Below are 15,608 nucleotides of genomic sequence, written 5' to 3' on the forward strand. Positions count from 1 at the left end.
GTAGTGCGGTCGGTATCCCGAGGTCGGACGGTTAGCCCGCGCGGTTGCGCTTGCGATCCGAAGGGCGATGGCGTTCAGCGGGTGCAGACTTCGCGGCCTTCTTGGCCTTGGCCGCGCCGACAGCCGAGCCAACCGACGAGCGAACAATCGAGCGAACGGAATCCCGGTCGGAGCCCTTCGGCTGCAGGGCCGCCCTCAACCGCTGCACCGAATCGCTGCGGGGCGAGCCCACTTGCGTGTGCGTCTTCGGGGCGCGCAGTGACGTCGACGCGTTGACGGCGTCGGTCGGCTCGGTGGGCTCAATGGTCTTCTGTGTCCTCGTCGCCTCGCCGATGGCTTGAAGCACTTTGGCAAACGGCCGGGTGGCGTTTGACAACGTTGCCGCCATGTCCTCCACCGCGCGGCGTACGTCCTGCTCGAACGGCGAGGTGCCCACCGGCACAATCGGATGCTCGGTCACCGGTGTCTCGGGTTCGGTGTCGGAGACGACCGGCTGGGGCAGCGTGGGGGTGTACTTTTCGCCGGCGAGGATGGCGATCGATTGCTTGAACGCGCGCGGCAGTTCGTTCAGTGCTTCCTGCACCTTCTCCTGAGGCGTGACCCAGCTGAATTCCTGGGCGTGACTGGGATCTGCGGTGCGGTCGTAGCCCATTTCGATGAATACCCGCAGCACGGGGTCCAGGGCGTCGACGAATCGTTCCGCGCCGATCAGGGATGCGGGTATGCGCAGCGGTGCCAGCAGTGGCAGGTACTGGGGCAGCATCACGTAGGTGGTGTTGCCGACCTGTGTCTTCACCGCATTCGGGGCGTCGGGGTACTCCAGGACGTAGCCGGGAAATGCATGCCCGAACGCCTGGCCGGCAAAGGAGTTTACTAGCGACAGCACGTTGAAATAGGCGGGGAAGTCGGCGATGCCGTCGTATTGATTCTGGTAGTACGTGGTCTTGAAGGGGCTGTCGGAAGGCCCGGGACGGCCGAGCGGGAAGATGTCGCCCAGTACCGGAAGGGTGCTCCACGACGCCAATCTGGTGAGAATGCCGCCGTTTGGTTGATAGGGGTTTCCGATGAAGACGAACTCGTAATTCTCGGCATTGGCAACGTAATTCAGGCTTTTGGCCATTGCTGCCCGCGCCAGTTCGGCGACCTGGTTGCCCTGCGATACGCCGATGATCGTGATCTTCTCACCGGCCGCCGTGTTGGCGATGTCCTGCAGCAGGTAGCCGGCCCCGACCCCCTCGGATCGTTTCAGGGACTGCGGCCAGTACGGAAGACCCGACAGCACCGGCAGATCCGAGATGATCGGGTAGTTGAGGTTGATCTGTGCGGGGTAGGGGAGGGTGTGGTACGAGTCGCCTTCCGGGATGGTGCTTCCGTAGAACAACATCGGGACGGTCAATCCGAATGCGTCGAAAGAGGGCCCCACGCCGATCGTCGTGCCCACCAGCCGAATCTCAGCACTGTAAGTGGCTGTTGGTGTGCTGACCGTGATTCCTGCCGATACCGCGACCGCGACGCCACCGGCCAACAACATCGAAGCCCACCGATGCGAAAAACGCTGCCGGCGCGGACGGCATGACGATATCCCCCGACCTTTCATTCATGAATTCCTTTCTTAAGAGTTCTCGTTGGTTCTTGAGGGACCTTTATGCCTCCGCGTTCTCGGGGCGCGCTCCATGCTGCGCTGTGTCACAGTGAATTGGTGGGGAAATTCGGAAGTGCCGGATTAGTTGCCGTCATGGCGGCGGCGGCTTCCGTGATGAACAACGTGGCGATTCCGTCCGCCAATGCGACACCGTGTCCGGATGCCGAGGTGGTTTTCGCCCGCGGCACGATGGAAGCGCCGGGCGTAGGAGACACCGGGGAGGCGTTCATCAATTCTCTGCGCGCCAACGTCGCTCCGAAATCGGTGGGGGTCTATCCCGTCGATTACCCGGCGACCACCGATTTCCCAACTGCCGTACAAGGAATCGCTGATGCTCGGGCGCGCATCATGACCACCGCCGCCAACTGCCCGGACACCAAGATGGTGCTCGGCGGGTTCTCCCAGGGTGCGGCGGTCATCGGGTTCGTGACGGCAAGCGTTGTGCCGGACGGGGTTTCACCGGCAGATGTGCCCGCACCGATGCCGTCCGATGTGGCGGACCACGTGGCGGCCGTCGCGTTGTTCGGCAAGCCGTCGCCGCGATTCATGAAGGTGCTCAACAACCCGTCGGTCGTCGTAGGGCCGAACTACGCGGCCAAGTCCATCGACCTCTGCGTCGACAACGATCTGGTGTGCGACCCGCAGGGCAGAAGCTTCGGCATCCACACGCAGTACGCGGAAGCCGGCCTGGTGAACCAGGGCGCCGCGTTCGCGGCGAGCAAGCTTCAGGACGACTGGGCGCAGCAGTCAACCCAGCCCGCTGCGCCGGCGATATTGGCCGGCACCGGCCCGTCGCAGCCTGCGCGTGTCCAGCCGGCCCAGCCCGCACAGGCCGCCCAACACATGGGCCCGGCGCCGCAGTCACTTCCCGGGCCGGCCCCTGCTCAAAGCCCACCGGCGACGTCGCCGACAGCGCCCTCGCCGGCACCGGCCGCACCGGCGCCCGTCGCGCCGCTGGCCTGAGCTGGCCTAGCGGTGCGCGTTACCGCCGAACAGGTAGACGCCGGTGTGATGGCCGATGAAATTGTTGGCGATGAACAGCACGCCGGCGACCACCACGACCAGCACCAACGCGAACATCACCCAGCTGAGGCCCGTCAGCAGACGGCGACGGCCGACGTCTGAGGCGTCATCGGCGACATCACCCGCGATGTGCAGGCGCACACCGATCGCGAACAGGGTCGGCACGGATGCGCCCACTGCCAGGCCGAACAGCAGGATCTTGCCGACGGCCACGAGATTGATCCAGTCACTCATGCGATGTTCCCGCTCCGGTCCTCGACCGCGGTCAGGCTGCCCTGCCACGCGTCGTTCACGTTCTTGTGGTCGATCGGGGGCTTACGCGACCTGAGCCAGATGGGCACCGTCGAGGCGATCAGGGCGACGAACCCGACCAGCGGCCCGGCGAAGCCGCCGATCCCGTGCACGAGGACGTAGGTCAGTGCGCCGATCAGGCCCGCGGCCGGCAGGGTGATCAGCCACGCGGTGGCCATGTTGCGGGCGACGCCCCAGCGCACCTCGGTGCGACGGCCCAATCCGCTGCCGAGGATGGACCCGGTCGCGACGTGCGTGGTGGACAGCGAATAGCCGAAGTGACTGGACAGCAGGATGGTTGCCGCCGAGGACACTTCGGCGGCCATGCCCTGGGGAGCCTCGGTGTCGACCAGTCCCTTGCCGAGGGTGCGGATGACCCGCCAACCACCTGAGAGCGTGCCGAGGGCGATGGCGATGGCGCAGGCGGCGATCACCCAGAACGGCGGCATCGTCGCGGAGTCGTCGACGGCGCCGTAGGAGATCAGGGCGAGAAAGATGATGCCCATTGTCTTCTGCGCGTCGTTAGTGCCATGCGCCAGTGAGATCAGGGATGCCGAGCCGATCTGTCCGTAACGGAAGGCGGCGATCGTGCGGTCCTTCGGAAGGCCCCGGATCAGCCGGTAGACCAGCCAACTGGCGATGCAGGCCACCACACCGGCGATCAGTGGCGACAACACCGCGGGCACGATGACGGTCGAGACCACGCCGTGCCAGATCACGCCATGGCCTCCGACGGCGGCGATCATCGCGCCGACGATGCCGCCGATGAGGGCATGCGACGAGCTCGACGGAATACCCATCAGCCAGGTGAGCAAGTTCCACAGGATGCTGCCGACGAGCCCGGCGAACACCAGCTCCAAGGTCACGAGATTCGCGTCGACGAGACCCTTGGCGATCGTTGCGGCCACAGCGGTGGACAGAAACGCGCCGACGAGGTTCAGCAGCGCTGACAGCGCTACTGCCGTACGTGGTTTCAGTGCTCCGCTGGCGATCGACGTCGCCATCGCATTGCCGGTGTCGTGAAACCCGTTGGTGAAGTCGAACATCAAAGCGGTGAAAACGACAATGCACAGCAGGAGGAACTGTAACGACACGGTAAACAATTCTTGAACACAATCGCTACGGAAGCCTAATTAACTGGCTGAGGTCTGTGTCACGTTCGGGGCCCCGAGGTGTGGCTCCGAAAATGGCTCGCGTGTGGTAGCCGGCCGGGTGGGCCGTCAGCGTTTCGGGATTTCGATGCCCAGCAGCTTGAGCCCCTCGTTCATGCGGAGATGGGCCTCATCGATGGTGGTGCCCAACTTCGTCAACCGGGTGGCACTGTTTGCCGGGGTCAAGGCCACGCATTGGTCGGCCATGCTGCGGAAGCCGTCGAAGCCGTCCCCGAGGGCGGCGTTGACCAGGACGTCGGGCCCGGGCAGTACTTTCGGCTGTGTTGAGTCGACGTAGGCGCGCATATCGGTGCAGGCGCGGTGCAGTGCCGGGTAGTCGGTGACGGGAGCCGTCATCGCGTCGCCGATCGGGCCCAGTTGCGTGCCCAGTCCCGCGACCGCGTCCATTACCGCTTGGCGCCATTCATCGTCCACCGGGGCCGCGGTCGGCCTGCCCGCGACTGCGCACCCGGCGAGCACGGACATGGTGGCCAACGCGGCGGCGAGGTACCTCATATGCAGCGAGCTTATGGTGTGCCGCCGCATGGGTGCGGGCCGATATCAGACGGAGGAGTTTGCGCGCAGATCGCCGCACCCACGTGTAACCGGCGTCACACCGGTAACCTGATCAACGACTGACTAGGCAGATCGGGGGATCGGTATGGATCTCGTGCTCGGCCTCGCGATGACTTCGAGAGCCGTTCGGTGGGTGCTCGTCGAAGGGACGACGGGCGAGGGGCGTCCGCTCGATCGCGGCGCGATCTCGTTCGAGGATGTCGCCGGTTATGACCCCGACGGCCTGCTGCGGGGCTTGGTGGACGACACCGAACTCGACGGCGGACACCGTATCCATGCCATCGGCGTGACGTGGACGAATGATGCCGCGCCACTGGCCGGTCACATCATGCAATCTCTGGATAACCGCGGCTACGGAAATGTCTTCGCGGTCTCGGAGATCGAGGCGGCCGGGATGCTGGCCAGTGGCATCGCCGAGATCACCGAGCACGACGACATCGCGGTGTGCATCGTCGAACCCGACGCCGCGGTGGTGGCGATCGTGACCCCCGACGACGTCAGTGCCGACCGCATCGAGCGGTCCGACACGTTCGTCGCCGACATCACCGGACTGTTGGCGCTGACCGGCCGACCGATAAGCGCGATGTTCGTCCTGGGCTCCGGCGCCTGCGGTCCGATCGTGTCGGAGCTGGCCGATTCCGTCTCGACTGCGGTGATCACCGCGGCCGAATCCGATCTGGCGTTTGCGCGGGGCGCAGGACTGGCGGCGGCGCTCGCGGTGAACACCGCGGCCACACCGGCCAAGGCGGTGCACTGGACCAAGGTCGGCGCATTGTCGTCGGTCGTCGGCGGGGCACTGGTGACGCTCGTCGTCGCGACCTCGGCCGCCATCGGGCTGCACCTGCATCCGGGCGCGGTATCGGAAACCGCGCACGCCGCTGGAATCCAGGAATCGGCGCCCGCTGCCGGGCCGGCACCGAAACCGGTGCACAAGCCGGTCGACAAGCCCGCCGTCAAACCGGCCCCCGCGGCTCCGCCGCCGGCTCAGGCGGTCGAGGCCGCCAATCCGCCGGCACACCAGCCACCCGCCCAGATCCCGCCGGCCCCGGCAGCTCCGGCCCCGGCGCCCGCGCCCGCCTACGTTCCGCCCGCACCCGCGCCGGTCTATGCACCGCCGCCGTATGTTCCCCCGCCGGTGACCTACCCGCAGCCGCGGCTGCGGGACCGGATCATCGAGCGCATTCCGATCATCAACCGGTTCCACTGAACTTGGCGGTCAGCCCCGCTCGGGCCAGCCGGGCCTGCTCGGCTCGCACGACCTCGTCCTGATGTGGTGGGGCCTGCTCGGGATGCTGCGCCAGGCGACGGATCGGCTCATCGACGGTGCCCCTGGCCAGCAGCCGGTACACCCGCACGGTGTGCAGTTCGCTGAGCCGCTGGGTGCGTCCGATCACCTGCCGCTCGGTGCGCGGCTGCCACTGGGGTTCGGCGATGATGAACACCACCGGAGCATTCAGCCGGCGCAGGTCCAGCGCGCCGGCCCCGATGTGGGCCAACAGGGTGGCCGGGCCGCGGTCGGTTGCGAACGCGTCGACGACGGCCTGCTGATCGGGTACCGACGCGTCCACCGGTCCGAAGATGTTGCCCGGTAGGGCTTTCCGGATCACCTCGAGTACCGCGGGAAAATGCGAGAACACCACCACCCGGGCGCCGTTGATGTGGGCCTCGTTGGTGAGTTCGATGAGCCGGTCCAGCTTGGCTCCCGGTGTCGGTGAGCCCGACGGCCAGGCGCCTTGCCGAATCGCGCTGAAGTTTCCGCTGGAGACGCACTGTCGGTAGCGCTCACGGTCGGCTCGGCTGAGTCGCACCCACTCCTCGGTGGCGATCCGCACCGGCAGTTCGTCGACAACATCGCGGTAGTCCCGTCGCAGGTACACCCGGTCCACGGCGCGGCGGAAGGCGATCGATCCGCGTTCGCCGGCGTTGGGCGCGACCTTGCCCGCGACGTCGGGTTGCAGAAAGTCGGCGAGATGGCGAAAACCGCCGATCCGCTGGTGCATCGGCACGCCGGACAGGAACAGCACGCGGTTATCGGAGGTCAGCACGTTGCGGACGGCCCGGGACCGGTCGGACTTCGGGTCCCGCAGCAGGTGTGCCTCGTCGATGATGACCAGCCCGGGGCGTTCGGGCAGTTTGATGCGTTGCAGGGTGTCGTAGGACACGATGGCCACACCGCCGGAGGTCTTCCAATCCTCAAGGCGCGCATCGCGTTCGCTGCCGCGGATCTCGATTGCCCGCAGCGCGGTGTGCTTGGCGGTCTCTGCGGCCCAATGGATTCCGGTGTTGGGCTGGCACACCACCAGGGTGTGGCGTAGCTGTGCGGCGGCGGCCAGGTGTGCCACGATCGCCAGGGCCTGCAGGGTCTTGCCCAGGCCGAGCTCGTCGCACAGCAGCACCCGCTCGCGGGCCAGCGCGTAGCGGGCGCCGAATTCCTGGTATCCGCGCAATTCGGTGCGCAGCAGTGATCGGTTCAACGGGGTCTGCTCGACCTGTACGGCCACCTCGGCCCCGACGAATCCCTGGGCTGCATCCACATCGGTTGTCCCGGAGGCGAATTCACTGAGAAGCTGGTCGATGGGGCGAGGGTCGGCGCGGTAGTGTGCCCACACGTCGCCGTCGTGGTGGTGGGCATCGTCGATGCGGTCCAGCAGTCCGCGCGCCGACTCGAGCAGCGGATCCGACGCGGTGTGGCTGCGCAGCCGCGGCATAAGCCGGCGCAACTGCTTGACCGGCACGTCGGTCTCGGCCAGCGTCAGCAGCGAGGACAGCAGCTCGGTGTCCTCCCCGGCGCGCAGCCGGGGCCGGGTGGTGGTGCGGATGTGGTCGGCCATGGCCTGGGCTGCGGCCTGCACCGATTGCGCGGCCTCGATGTCGACGCCGGGCACCTGGGTCAACAGCCGGGCGGGCACCGTGTGGATGTCGGCGACCCTGCGGTACTCGGAGTTGGCCAGCCCGCCGAGACGCGCGCCGGGCGCCAGATACGGGCGCAGGTGCTGCAGCGGCGCCGAGTGCAGGGTCTGCGTAACCACCTCGTCGGTGCGGGCGCGGATACGGTCGGCGATCTCGGCGCGGAGTTTGCCGACACCGGCGAGCGCGGAGTCGGCATGGCGGATCAACTCGGTGAGATCGGCGCCGTCCATGACTCATCATCATGGCACCTCACCTCGGTGGCCGGGTGCACGGAATGTCCGGGATTCTTCGGCGGAATCTCGCCTCCGCTCAGTTTCGCCACGGGGAATGCCCAGGTCGCAGCGATGGCTTGAGGTGACCGTACATAAACGTATGGAAGGTGCGGATCATGCGAATAATCTCTGCCGCCGCGCTGGCTGCGGCCGGCGCCGCGACGTCGATCATCCTCGCGCCCCTCGCGGGAGCCACTGTGGCGGGGGTGCCGACCGGCAGTCAGCGCATTGCGCCGGCGCCGCAGTCGTGTACCACCACCAACGTCGGCAGTGAGTGCATCTCGCCCGGCAATGCGCAGATCAACGACTCTCCGTCGTTCGTCGACGCGTTCCCGATGTACGGGGCCTTCCCGTGGATTCTGTGATGCGCACTGTTTCTAGGAGGTCGGGGCATGGCCGTCGACAACGAGTTGGAGCTCGGCTTCAAACAGGTGAAGTGGATCGAGGCGGTCGAATTCGTGTCTGATTTCCGTGAAGTCGGTTGGGGCCGTGGTGGGTACAACGAGGACCACGAGTATTTCGGCTACCGCATGCCGATTTAGCCGATTCGGACGATTGATCGATGTGCCCGCCTGTCAGCGACTTTTCAGCGACAATTGCCACACGGCTAACTCCTAGCTCGTCAAACCCATTGTCGCTGACCGTTTTCGCCAATCCGGCACCGCTGACCTCATCAGTCTCACTGGTCCAGTGCCCGCGTATCAGCGACACTGTCGCTGATAACCGGGCACCTCGAAATCTGTGACGAATGAAACTGGTATGCATTCGAGTGGCACAAGTTCACTTCGGGCGCGCGGCACATGGTGCTCACGGTGTGGATGTGGCGATTGTCGCTGAAAAGTCGCTGATAGCCGGGCAACTCGGCACTCCCGTCCCGCCCGCGACACGCCGATCCCGCCGGGCAACACGCGAAAGCCTCAGATCATGTCGTTCTTCGTGAGCCAGCGCATCACCGGCCAGCCGATGAACACCGGCAACCAGCAGGTCAGCACCCGGTAGAGCAGCACCGCCGGCACTGCGATCCCGGCAGGCACGCCGAATGCCGCGAGACCACCGATCAGGGCCGCCTCGACCGCGCCCACACCGCCGGGGGTGGGGGCTGCCGAGGCCAGGGTGCCGCCGACCATGGTGACGACCGTGACGGTGATGAATGAGGTGGTTCCGCCGAACGCCTCGACGCTGGCCCACAGTGCCAGGGCCGCGCCGAGAGTCGTGCCCGCGGCGCCCAACACGATGAGCGCCAACCGTTGTGGTTCGCGGGCCAGTTTGACCAGGTCGTCGGTGACCTCTTTGAGTTTGGGGCGCAACGAGGACGACAGCCAGCGCCGCAGTTTGGGCACGGCCAGGAACGCCCCGATCAGCCCGAGTGCGAGCCCTGCGATGAGGTACAGGACGGTCGAGCTCGGGACGAAGTGCGACAGGTCGGCCGAGGCCCCGGCCATGGTGCTGAAGAAGATCAGCAGGATCACGTGCACGATCACCTGTACCGACTGCTGCAGGGCCACCGCCGCGGTGGCACGCGTCGTGCTCAGCCCGCCCTTCTGCAGGAACCGGGTGCTCAGTGCCAGGCCGCCGACGCCTGCGGGCGTGGTGGTGGCGGCAAAGGTGTTGGCCACCTGCATGATCGAGAGGTTGCGGAAACTCACCAGCCCGTCGGCACATGCCCACAGCGCGGCCGCCGCGCCGACATAGGTCAGGGCCGAGACGGTCAGCCCGAGCAGGGCCCACGACCAGTCCACGGTGCGCAGTTCGGAGAAGAACGTCGGCACCGTGCTGATGAACGGGTAGGCCACGTAGACCAACGCCACCAGCAGCACCAGCTGGATCACCTGGGTGCGGGTGAACCGGGTGATGGTCTCGGCCTGGATCTGGTCGGCACCGGTCTGGCGTTTCACCTCGTCGCGCGCGGCGGCCATCACTTCTTTGGTGTCGGGGACGGCGTCGCGCACCCGGGACGGCACCGCGGCCTTGGTCAGTCGGCGTGATGCGGTGAGCACGGTGTCACGGCCGAACGCATCGATCGCCGCGGTGACCGCCGCCTTCGCGTCGTACAACGCCGTGGTGGTGACGAGCAGTTGCGCGATGTCGGACTGCAATTGGACGTCGGTGGCACCGTATTCGGCGCTGCCGAACCCGCCGAACAGCACGGCGCCGTCGTCGACGGTGATCTCGTTGCTGCACAGGTCGCCGTGGGAGATCTGGTGGTCGTGCAGGGTGCGCAGCGCGTTCCAGACGCGACCGACGGTGGTTTCTTCGGTGCTGTGGTCCAGCGGGATGCCGCGTTTGCGGTTGTGTGCGTAGAGCGTCCATCCGCGGTCCAGCGCCGCCACCGACATGGTCGACGTGCTCGCCAGGCCCAGGTCGCCGATGGCGATGGCCATCAAGGCCCGGTGCTCGACGGCGCGGCGCATAGAGGTCTGCAGGGGTGCGGTCTCATTGGAGCGCAGCCGTAGCTTGCGCCACACCTGCCGTACGGCGCCGCCGCTCTGTTGGTTGGGGCCGTAAAGCTCGACGATGGCGCTGGAGTCGGGATCCGGCGACTGCGCGGTCAAAGTCAACGGGCCGGCGCCGGCCGGGCGCACCACGGTGAACGCCGAGACGACGAACCCGCGCCGGGCCAGCGCGCGCACCGCGCCGTCGAGCGGGACTTCCAGGGCGGGGGTGCCGACGAGCCACACCACCAGGGCGCCGACGAACCAGCCCGCGGTCAGGCCCAGCAGGGAGCGGGCCGGCACGACGGCGCTGACCACCAGATGGATCGGGACAAATGCCAGCAGCAGCGTCCACCACCAGCGGCGCAGCCGGCGTGACAGCCACGGCCCGGAGACGGTGAGGACAGCGGCGAGCATGCCGATCCAGCGCGGGTCATCGAGGAACTGCGAGAGCTGGGAGCTGAGCCGGTCCGAGAGATCGAAATGCCATCTGGGCGCGGCGATGCCGTTGGCGGTGATCGACAGCGACAGCATGGTGATCAGGGCCGCGGCGGCATAGGCGCCGAGCAGTTTCCACTGGCGTCCCAGGACCAGGCTGACCAGGATCACGAACGGCAGTGCCAGGATCGCGATGCCGTACGCCAGGTAGACCAGGTTGGACTGGGTGGGCGTCAGCACGCCGACGATCTCGGAGATCGACTTCTCCAGCGCCACCCACTCGTAGCGGGTGATCAGCGAGCTGGTGATGACGGTGGCCAGGAAGATCGCGGCCAGCGTCAGCCGCAGGATGTCGTTGGTGCGACGGGTCGGCGGTTGCAGGAGGCTGCCGGTGACAGTGATGTCCCGTCCGTCAACGCGCAATGTTCCCCCTTTCCCAGCCGGTTATCGAGACCCGCTATCAAAGCCCGCGACCAAAGTAGCGGGATCGGATGCGGATATCGGCATTTGGTGGGGATCTGGACCGTTACGAATTCACATCGGTCTCATTTGTCACCGAGGGCGACAATTTTTGCTCGCGCGTTGTGATCCAGGGCGACGCATGCGGCAAACGTGATGTAACTTCGATCGACATGCCGACGCCGAATTGGCCGCTTCGGAGGAGTTGAACGGTGGATTCGACCCCATTCGGGCACTATCAGCTGCAGAAGCTGATCGGTCGGGGCGGGATGGGTGAGGTTTACCAGGCCTACGATTCCGACACCGATCGCGTCGTCGCGCTCAAGGTTCTGCCGCCGCACCTGGCCCAGGACCGGGCTTTCCAGGAGCGGTTCAGGCAGGAATCGCATGCCGCGGCCGGGGTCAACGATCCGCATGTGGTGCCGATCCACGGCTACGGCGAGATCGACGGCCGGCTCTACCTGGACATGCGGCTGATCGAGGGACGCAACCTCGGCGCCATGCTCGCCAACACCGGGAAGCCGATGGAGCCGGCTGCTGCGGCGAGCATGGTCGAGCAGGTCGGAATGGCGCTCGACGCCGCCCACCGGGTGGGGCTGGTCCATCGGGACGTCAAACCGTCGAACATCCTGATCGCTGACAACGACTTCGTCTATCTCATCGATTTCGGGTTGGCTCGCTGCGCCGACGACGTGGGGGTGACCACCGCGGGCAGCACGGTGGGCACGCTGGCGTACATGGCCCCGGAGCGGTTCGAAGGCGGGAAGGCCGATCCGCGCTCGGACATCTACGCACTGGCGTGCGTGCTCTACGAATGCCTCACTGGAGTGCGGCCCTATCCAGGGGACAGTCTTGAGCAGCAGATCGCCGGGCACATGGTGTCCCCGGCGCCGCGGGCGTCCGACAAGGATCCGCGCCTGGCGGCCTTCGACGAGGTGATCGCCAAGGGCATGGCCAAGAAGCCGTCCAAGCGCTATCAGACCGCTGGGGATCTGGCAGCCGCGGCGCGCGCCGCGTCGGCGGTGCCCGTGCGCCCGGGCGGGCGGTCGGGGCGCCATTCGGCACAGCGGGTTCCGACCCGGGCGCGGGTGTCCAAGAAGGTGGCTGTTATCGCCGGAGCGACCGTTCTGGTGGCGGCGCTGGGCGCGGTGGGGGTGTGGCAGCTGCGCGATGACGGTTCGGGCCGTGTTGCCAATGTGGCCGGTTCAGCCGGGTCCGGTCCGGTGCAGGTGCCGACGGGTGCGGTGGACAAGATCGCGCAGACGGTGCCGTCAGGGATCCGCGGCTCCGGGCGACTGGTGATCGGGGTGAATGTGCCCTACGCGCCCAACGAGTTCAAGAATTCCAGCGGCGAGATCGTCGGGTTCGACATCGATCTGATGAAGGCCGTCGCGCGCACGATGGGGTTGGTGCCCGACTTCCGCGAGACCGGTTTCGAGGGGATTCTGCCGTCGGTTCAGGACGGCAACTTCAACGTCGGGATGTCCTCGATCACCGACACCGCCGAGCGCGAGAAAGAGGCCGACTTCGTCACCTACTTCCAGGCGGGCACGCTGTGGGCGCGGCGGGCCGGATCGTCGGCCGATCCCGGATCCCCGTGCGGGCTGCGAGTAGGCGTGGCGTACAGCACGATTCAGGAGACTCAGGAGATCCCGGCCAAATCGGATGCCTGCGTGGCGGCCGGGCTGCCGCCCATCGAGAAAGTGGTGCGCACCCATCAGGACGAGGTGACGGCCGCGCTGATCGCCGGCGAGGTCGACGCGATGACCGCCGATTCACCCGTCGCGGGATTCGCGATCAAGCTCAGCGGCAGTGCGCTGGAGCCGGCCGGTGAGGTGTTCGACTCCGCGCCTTACGGCTGGCCCGTGGCCAAGGGGTCCGGTTTGGCCGAGTCGCTGCGGCTGGCGCTGGAGCACGTGATGAACACCGGGGAGTACCGCACGATCGCCACCATGTGGGGCGTGGAGAAGGGCATGATCACCCAGTCGGTGATCAATGGTGCCTTCCACTAAGGATTTTGGATCTCAGACCGCGTTGCGGCCGGCGATGGCCTTGGCCAGTTGCACCACCTGGCCGTCGGTCAGGTTGGTTCCGGTGATCCGCACATCGACGACGACGTTGTCGACGGCCAGGATCGCTCGGCGGCTGCCCTGCTGCGGGCTGGTCGGTGACTGCTCATTGGTGACGTCGATGTCGTCGACGACGCTCGGGTTGCCGAGCACGAAGGTACTGGGCCGGCGATTGCTGTCGTAGCTGATCGTAAGGTTGTCCCCGGCGCATTGCCGCCAGGTGTCCACCGTGCGGGCGACGAGTGTCTTTGCGGCCGTGGGGGTATCGAAGGCCGTGACGGCCTGATCGACCTCTAGGTCGTCGCCCTCGTCGGCGAACAGGGACTCGCGGAACTGCCGGAATCCGCTGTCGCGGTACACCTCGTCCATGGCATTGCCGATGACAGCCAGGCACACCGGCCGCGACGCGTGCTCGTCGGCGTCGAGCCTGGCGGGCTGACGTAGTGCGGTCTTGGAGCGCAGCCCTGTGGTGGCCAGGATCGTGTTGAGCTCGGATTCGCTGGCGAGCATGCTGCCGAGGACGTCGACCTGTGGACTGCCGTCGTCGCCGGTTTGCTTGGTGCTGCACCCGCTGAGGGCGGCACCCGCCAGCGCGATAGCCGCGATGACGGGGACGACCACTCGTTGCACGTCCATCCGACCCCCTTGCCCGTGTTTGCTGATCGTAATCTGTCAGAGGGGCCGGGCGCAGCGTTCGAGGATGCGCTGAACATCCGCAATCACACGGGTCACAGCAGCACCAGGGAGTGCCCGTATTCGATCCCGGGAAGCGGTATCGCGGGTGATACCAGTTCCGGGCAAGGCGGACCCGTGCAGTTGACAATGCCTGTGGTGCAGCGTTGACTAGGGTTCTGGCCCGGATCCCGTCACTAGGCACAATCGATCCAAGCGCTAGCGGAGAGCAATCAGTTTTCCTGCGGTATCGCGAAATTCGGTTCAGTTCATTCACGTCGGTCTTGACGTGCTCGGAGTAGCCCGAGATGTCGGCCGCGAGCCGAAGCGAGGGCAGTCATTACGCACATCACCGAGCCGCGGGTAATCGGCAATCACGCAGACATGGGGCCGTCAAAGCCGAAAAGCGCTGACGATTCAGAAGTTTCAATCGCGGCCTTGACCGCCGGGGAAGTGCTTCGCGCCCAGATCATGTCGGGTTCATCTTGAGTGCTCCGTCCGTTCTGCACTTGCCGGCGGGCCCTACCGCGGTGCGCGCCTATCCCGACTCTCTCAGGGTTGGGATCCTCAGCACGTATCCGCCGACTCCTTGCGGTCTGGCGACGTTCAGCGCATCGCTCACGCGCGGTTTGTCCGCGACCGGTGCGGATGTGAGTGTCGTTCGAGTCTCTGATGGTTCGCCGTCCGGCGACGGTCGGGTGGTAGGCGAGTTGGTCAACGGATCCGAGGCATCGATGGCTGCCAGTTCGGATCTGCTCAATCACAACGACATTGCCGTCATCCAGCACGAGTACGGCCTCTACGGGGGATTGGACGGCGACGAGATTGTCGACATCATCGGTGACCTCGACATCCCGTCGATCGTCGTTGTGCACACCGTTCTCAAAGATCCGACGCCCCACCAGCGTTCACTACTCGAGGTAGTGGCGGCGCTGGCGGACCGGGTCGTCGTCATGTCCGAGGCGGCCCACCGGCGACTGTGTCTCGGCTTCCACGTTGACCGACACAAGGTCACCACGATCCCGCACGGTGCGATGGTCCCGGCACCCGCGCAGACCAAGCGCGGCGGCAGACCCACCCTGTTGACCTGGGGGTTGCTCGGGCCGGGAAAGGGTATCGAGCGGGTCATCGACTCAATGGGCGAGCTGCATCAGCTCAACGGCCGACCACGGTACCTGGTGGCCGGCCAGACCCATCCAAAGGTGCTGGCTGCCGATGGCGAGGAGTACCGCGACTTCTGTATCGAGAAGGCACGGTTGAGTGGCCTCGCCGACGCAGTGCACTTCGACTCCGGCTACCTCGATGCGCGGTCGCTGACTGCTCAGCTCCGGGCCGCGGCTGTGGTGGTACTGCCCTACGACTCGACCGAGCAGGTCACGTCCGGGGTGCTGGTCGACGCGATTGCCCATGGGCGGCCTGTTGTCGCTACCGCCTTTCCGCATGCCGTCGAGCTACTCGGGAGTGGGGCCGGCATTGCGGTCGAGCACGGGAATCCGGTGGCGCTCACCGCCGCCCTGCGCAGCGTGCTCACCCAACCGCGCCTCGCCGGCGCGATGGCCGCCGAGGCTCGTCGGCTGGCGCCCGCGATGTCGTGGTCCGTCGTCGCGAATTCGTACCAGTCGGTGGCACGGCAGATCCTGGCCAAGCGATCGGAACGCCAGTGACCGACCTGC

At 66.5% G+C, this 15,608-nt stretch carries 13 protein-coding genes; 6 read left to right on the plus strand and 7 right to left on the minus strand.

The window, feature by feature from the left end:
• Positions 1 to 31: 31 nt before the first annotated feature.
• Entirely contained in the window at positions 32 to 1,531 is a 1,500-nt protein-coding gene (locus ACZYZ7_RS11925; protein ID WP_463740959.1) for a PE-PPE domain-containing protein, read from the minus strand.
• Positions 1,532 to 1,735: 204 nt separating this feature from the next.
• On the opposite strand from ACZYZ7_RS11925, the gene ACZYZ7_RS11930 reads away from it, so the two are divergent.
• Complete coding sequence (locus ACZYZ7_RS11930) at positions 1,736 to 2,605, plus strand: cutinase family protein (RefSeq protein ID WP_450071396.1); 870 nt, start codon at positions 1,736 to 1,738, stop codon at positions 2,603 to 2,605.
• 6 nt (positions 2,606 to 2,611) lie between these two features.
• On the opposite strand, the gene ACZYZ7_RS11935 is transcribed toward ACZYZ7_RS11930, so the two are convergent.
• The 3 genes from ACZYZ7_RS11935 to ACZYZ7_RS11945 all read right to left on the minus strand — a co-directional run bounded on the left by ACZYZ7_RS11935 (position 2,612) and on the right by ACZYZ7_RS11945 (position 4,623).
• Positions 2,612 to 2,899: a hypothetical protein gene (locus ACZYZ7_RS11935; protein WP_463740960.1), complete on the minus strand. Its 288-nt coding sequence runs from the start codon at positions 2,897 to 2,899 to the stop codon at positions 2,612 to 2,614.
• Positions 2,896 to 4,050: an inorganic phosphate transporter gene (locus tag ACZYZ7_RS11940; protein ID WP_135452731.1), complete on the minus strand. Its 1,155-nt coding sequence runs from the start codon at positions 4,048 to 4,050 to the stop codon at positions 2,896 to 2,898. Before ACZYZ7_RS11940 ends, ACZYZ7_RS11935 begins: the two co-directional genes overlap by 4 nt.
• Positions 4,051 to 4,176: 126 nt before the next feature.
• Complete coding sequence (locus ACZYZ7_RS11945; RefSeq protein WP_135452732.1) at positions 4,177 to 4,623, minus strand: hypothetical protein; 447 nt, start codon at positions 4,621 to 4,623, stop codon at positions 4,177 to 4,179.
• Positions 4,624 to 4,768: 145 nt separating this feature from the next.
• On the opposite strand from ACZYZ7_RS11945, the gene ACZYZ7_RS11950 reads away from it, so the two are divergent.
• The gene (locus ACZYZ7_RS11950) at positions 4,769 to 5,890 is read left to right on the plus strand and encodes a DUF7159 family protein (RefSeq protein WP_463740961.1); all 1,122 of its coding nucleotides are present in this window, start codon (positions 4,769 to 4,771) and stop codon (positions 5,888 to 5,890) included.
• Here ACZYZ7_RS11950 and ACZYZ7_RS11955 read toward each other — a convergent pair.
• Entirely contained in the window at positions 5,874 to 7,823 is a 1,950-nt protein-coding gene (locus ACZYZ7_RS11955) for an SNF2-related protein (RefSeq protein WP_463740962.1), read from the minus strand. The two genes, ACZYZ7_RS11950 and ACZYZ7_RS11955, sit on opposite strands and share 17 nt — an antisense overlap.
• 158 nt (positions 7,824 to 7,981) lie before the next feature.
• Here ACZYZ7_RS11955 and ACZYZ7_RS11960 point away from each other — a divergent pair, with 158 nt between their 5' ends.
• Both ACZYZ7_RS11960 and ACZYZ7_RS11965 read left to right on the plus strand, forming a co-directional pair.
• The gene (locus tag ACZYZ7_RS11960) at positions 7,982 to 8,230 is read left to right on the plus strand and encodes a hypothetical protein (RefSeq protein WP_463740963.1); all 249 of its coding nucleotides are present in this window, start codon (positions 7,982 to 7,984) and stop codon (positions 8,228 to 8,230) included.
• Positions 8,231 to 8,257: 27 nt separating this feature from the next.
• Positions 8,258 to 8,407 carry a molybdopterin-binding protein gene (locus ACZYZ7_RS11965; RefSeq protein ID WP_353653667.1) on the plus strand — a complete coding sequence of 50 codons (150 nt, stop codon included), beginning with the start codon at positions 8,258 to 8,260 and terminating at the stop codon, positions 8,405 to 8,407.
• Positions 8,408 to 8,782: 375 nt separating this feature from the next.
• On the opposite strand, the gene ACZYZ7_RS11970 is transcribed toward ACZYZ7_RS11965, so the two are convergent.
• Positions 8,783 to 11,158, minus strand: coding sequence for a flippase-like domain-containing protein (locus ACZYZ7_RS11970; protein WP_463740964.1), 2,376 nt, complete (start codon positions 11,156 to 11,158; stop codon positions 8,783 to 8,785).
• A gap of 248 nt (positions 11,159 to 11,406) precedes the next feature.
• Here ACZYZ7_RS11970 and stpK7 point away from each other — a divergent pair, with 248 nt between their 5' ends.
• Positions 11,407 to 13,206: a serine/threonine protein kinase StpK7 gene (stpK7, locus tag ACZYZ7_RS11975; protein WP_463740965.1), complete on the plus strand. Its 1,800-nt coding sequence runs from the start codon at positions 11,407 to 11,409 to the stop codon at positions 13,204 to 13,206.
• 12 nt (positions 13,207 to 13,218) lie between these two features.
• Here stpK7 and ACZYZ7_RS11980 read toward each other — a convergent pair whose 3' ends face one another.
• Positions 13,219 to 13,899, minus strand: coding sequence for a sensor domain-containing protein (locus tag ACZYZ7_RS11980; protein ID WP_463740966.1), 681 nt, complete (start codon positions 13,897 to 13,899; stop codon positions 13,219 to 13,221).
• 566 nt (positions 13,900 to 14,465) lie between these two features.
• Between ACZYZ7_RS11980 and ACZYZ7_RS11985 the strand changes: the two genes are divergently transcribed.
• On the plus strand, positions 14,466 to 15,599 hold the full coding sequence (locus ACZYZ7_RS11985) for a glycosyltransferase (protein ID WP_463741068.1): 1,134 nt from the start codon (positions 14,466 to 14,468) through the stop codon (positions 15,597 to 15,599).
• Positions 15,600 to 15,608 lie beyond the last annotated feature (9 nt).

The organism is Mycobacterium sp. IDUB_17 (genome assembly GCF_055419465.1).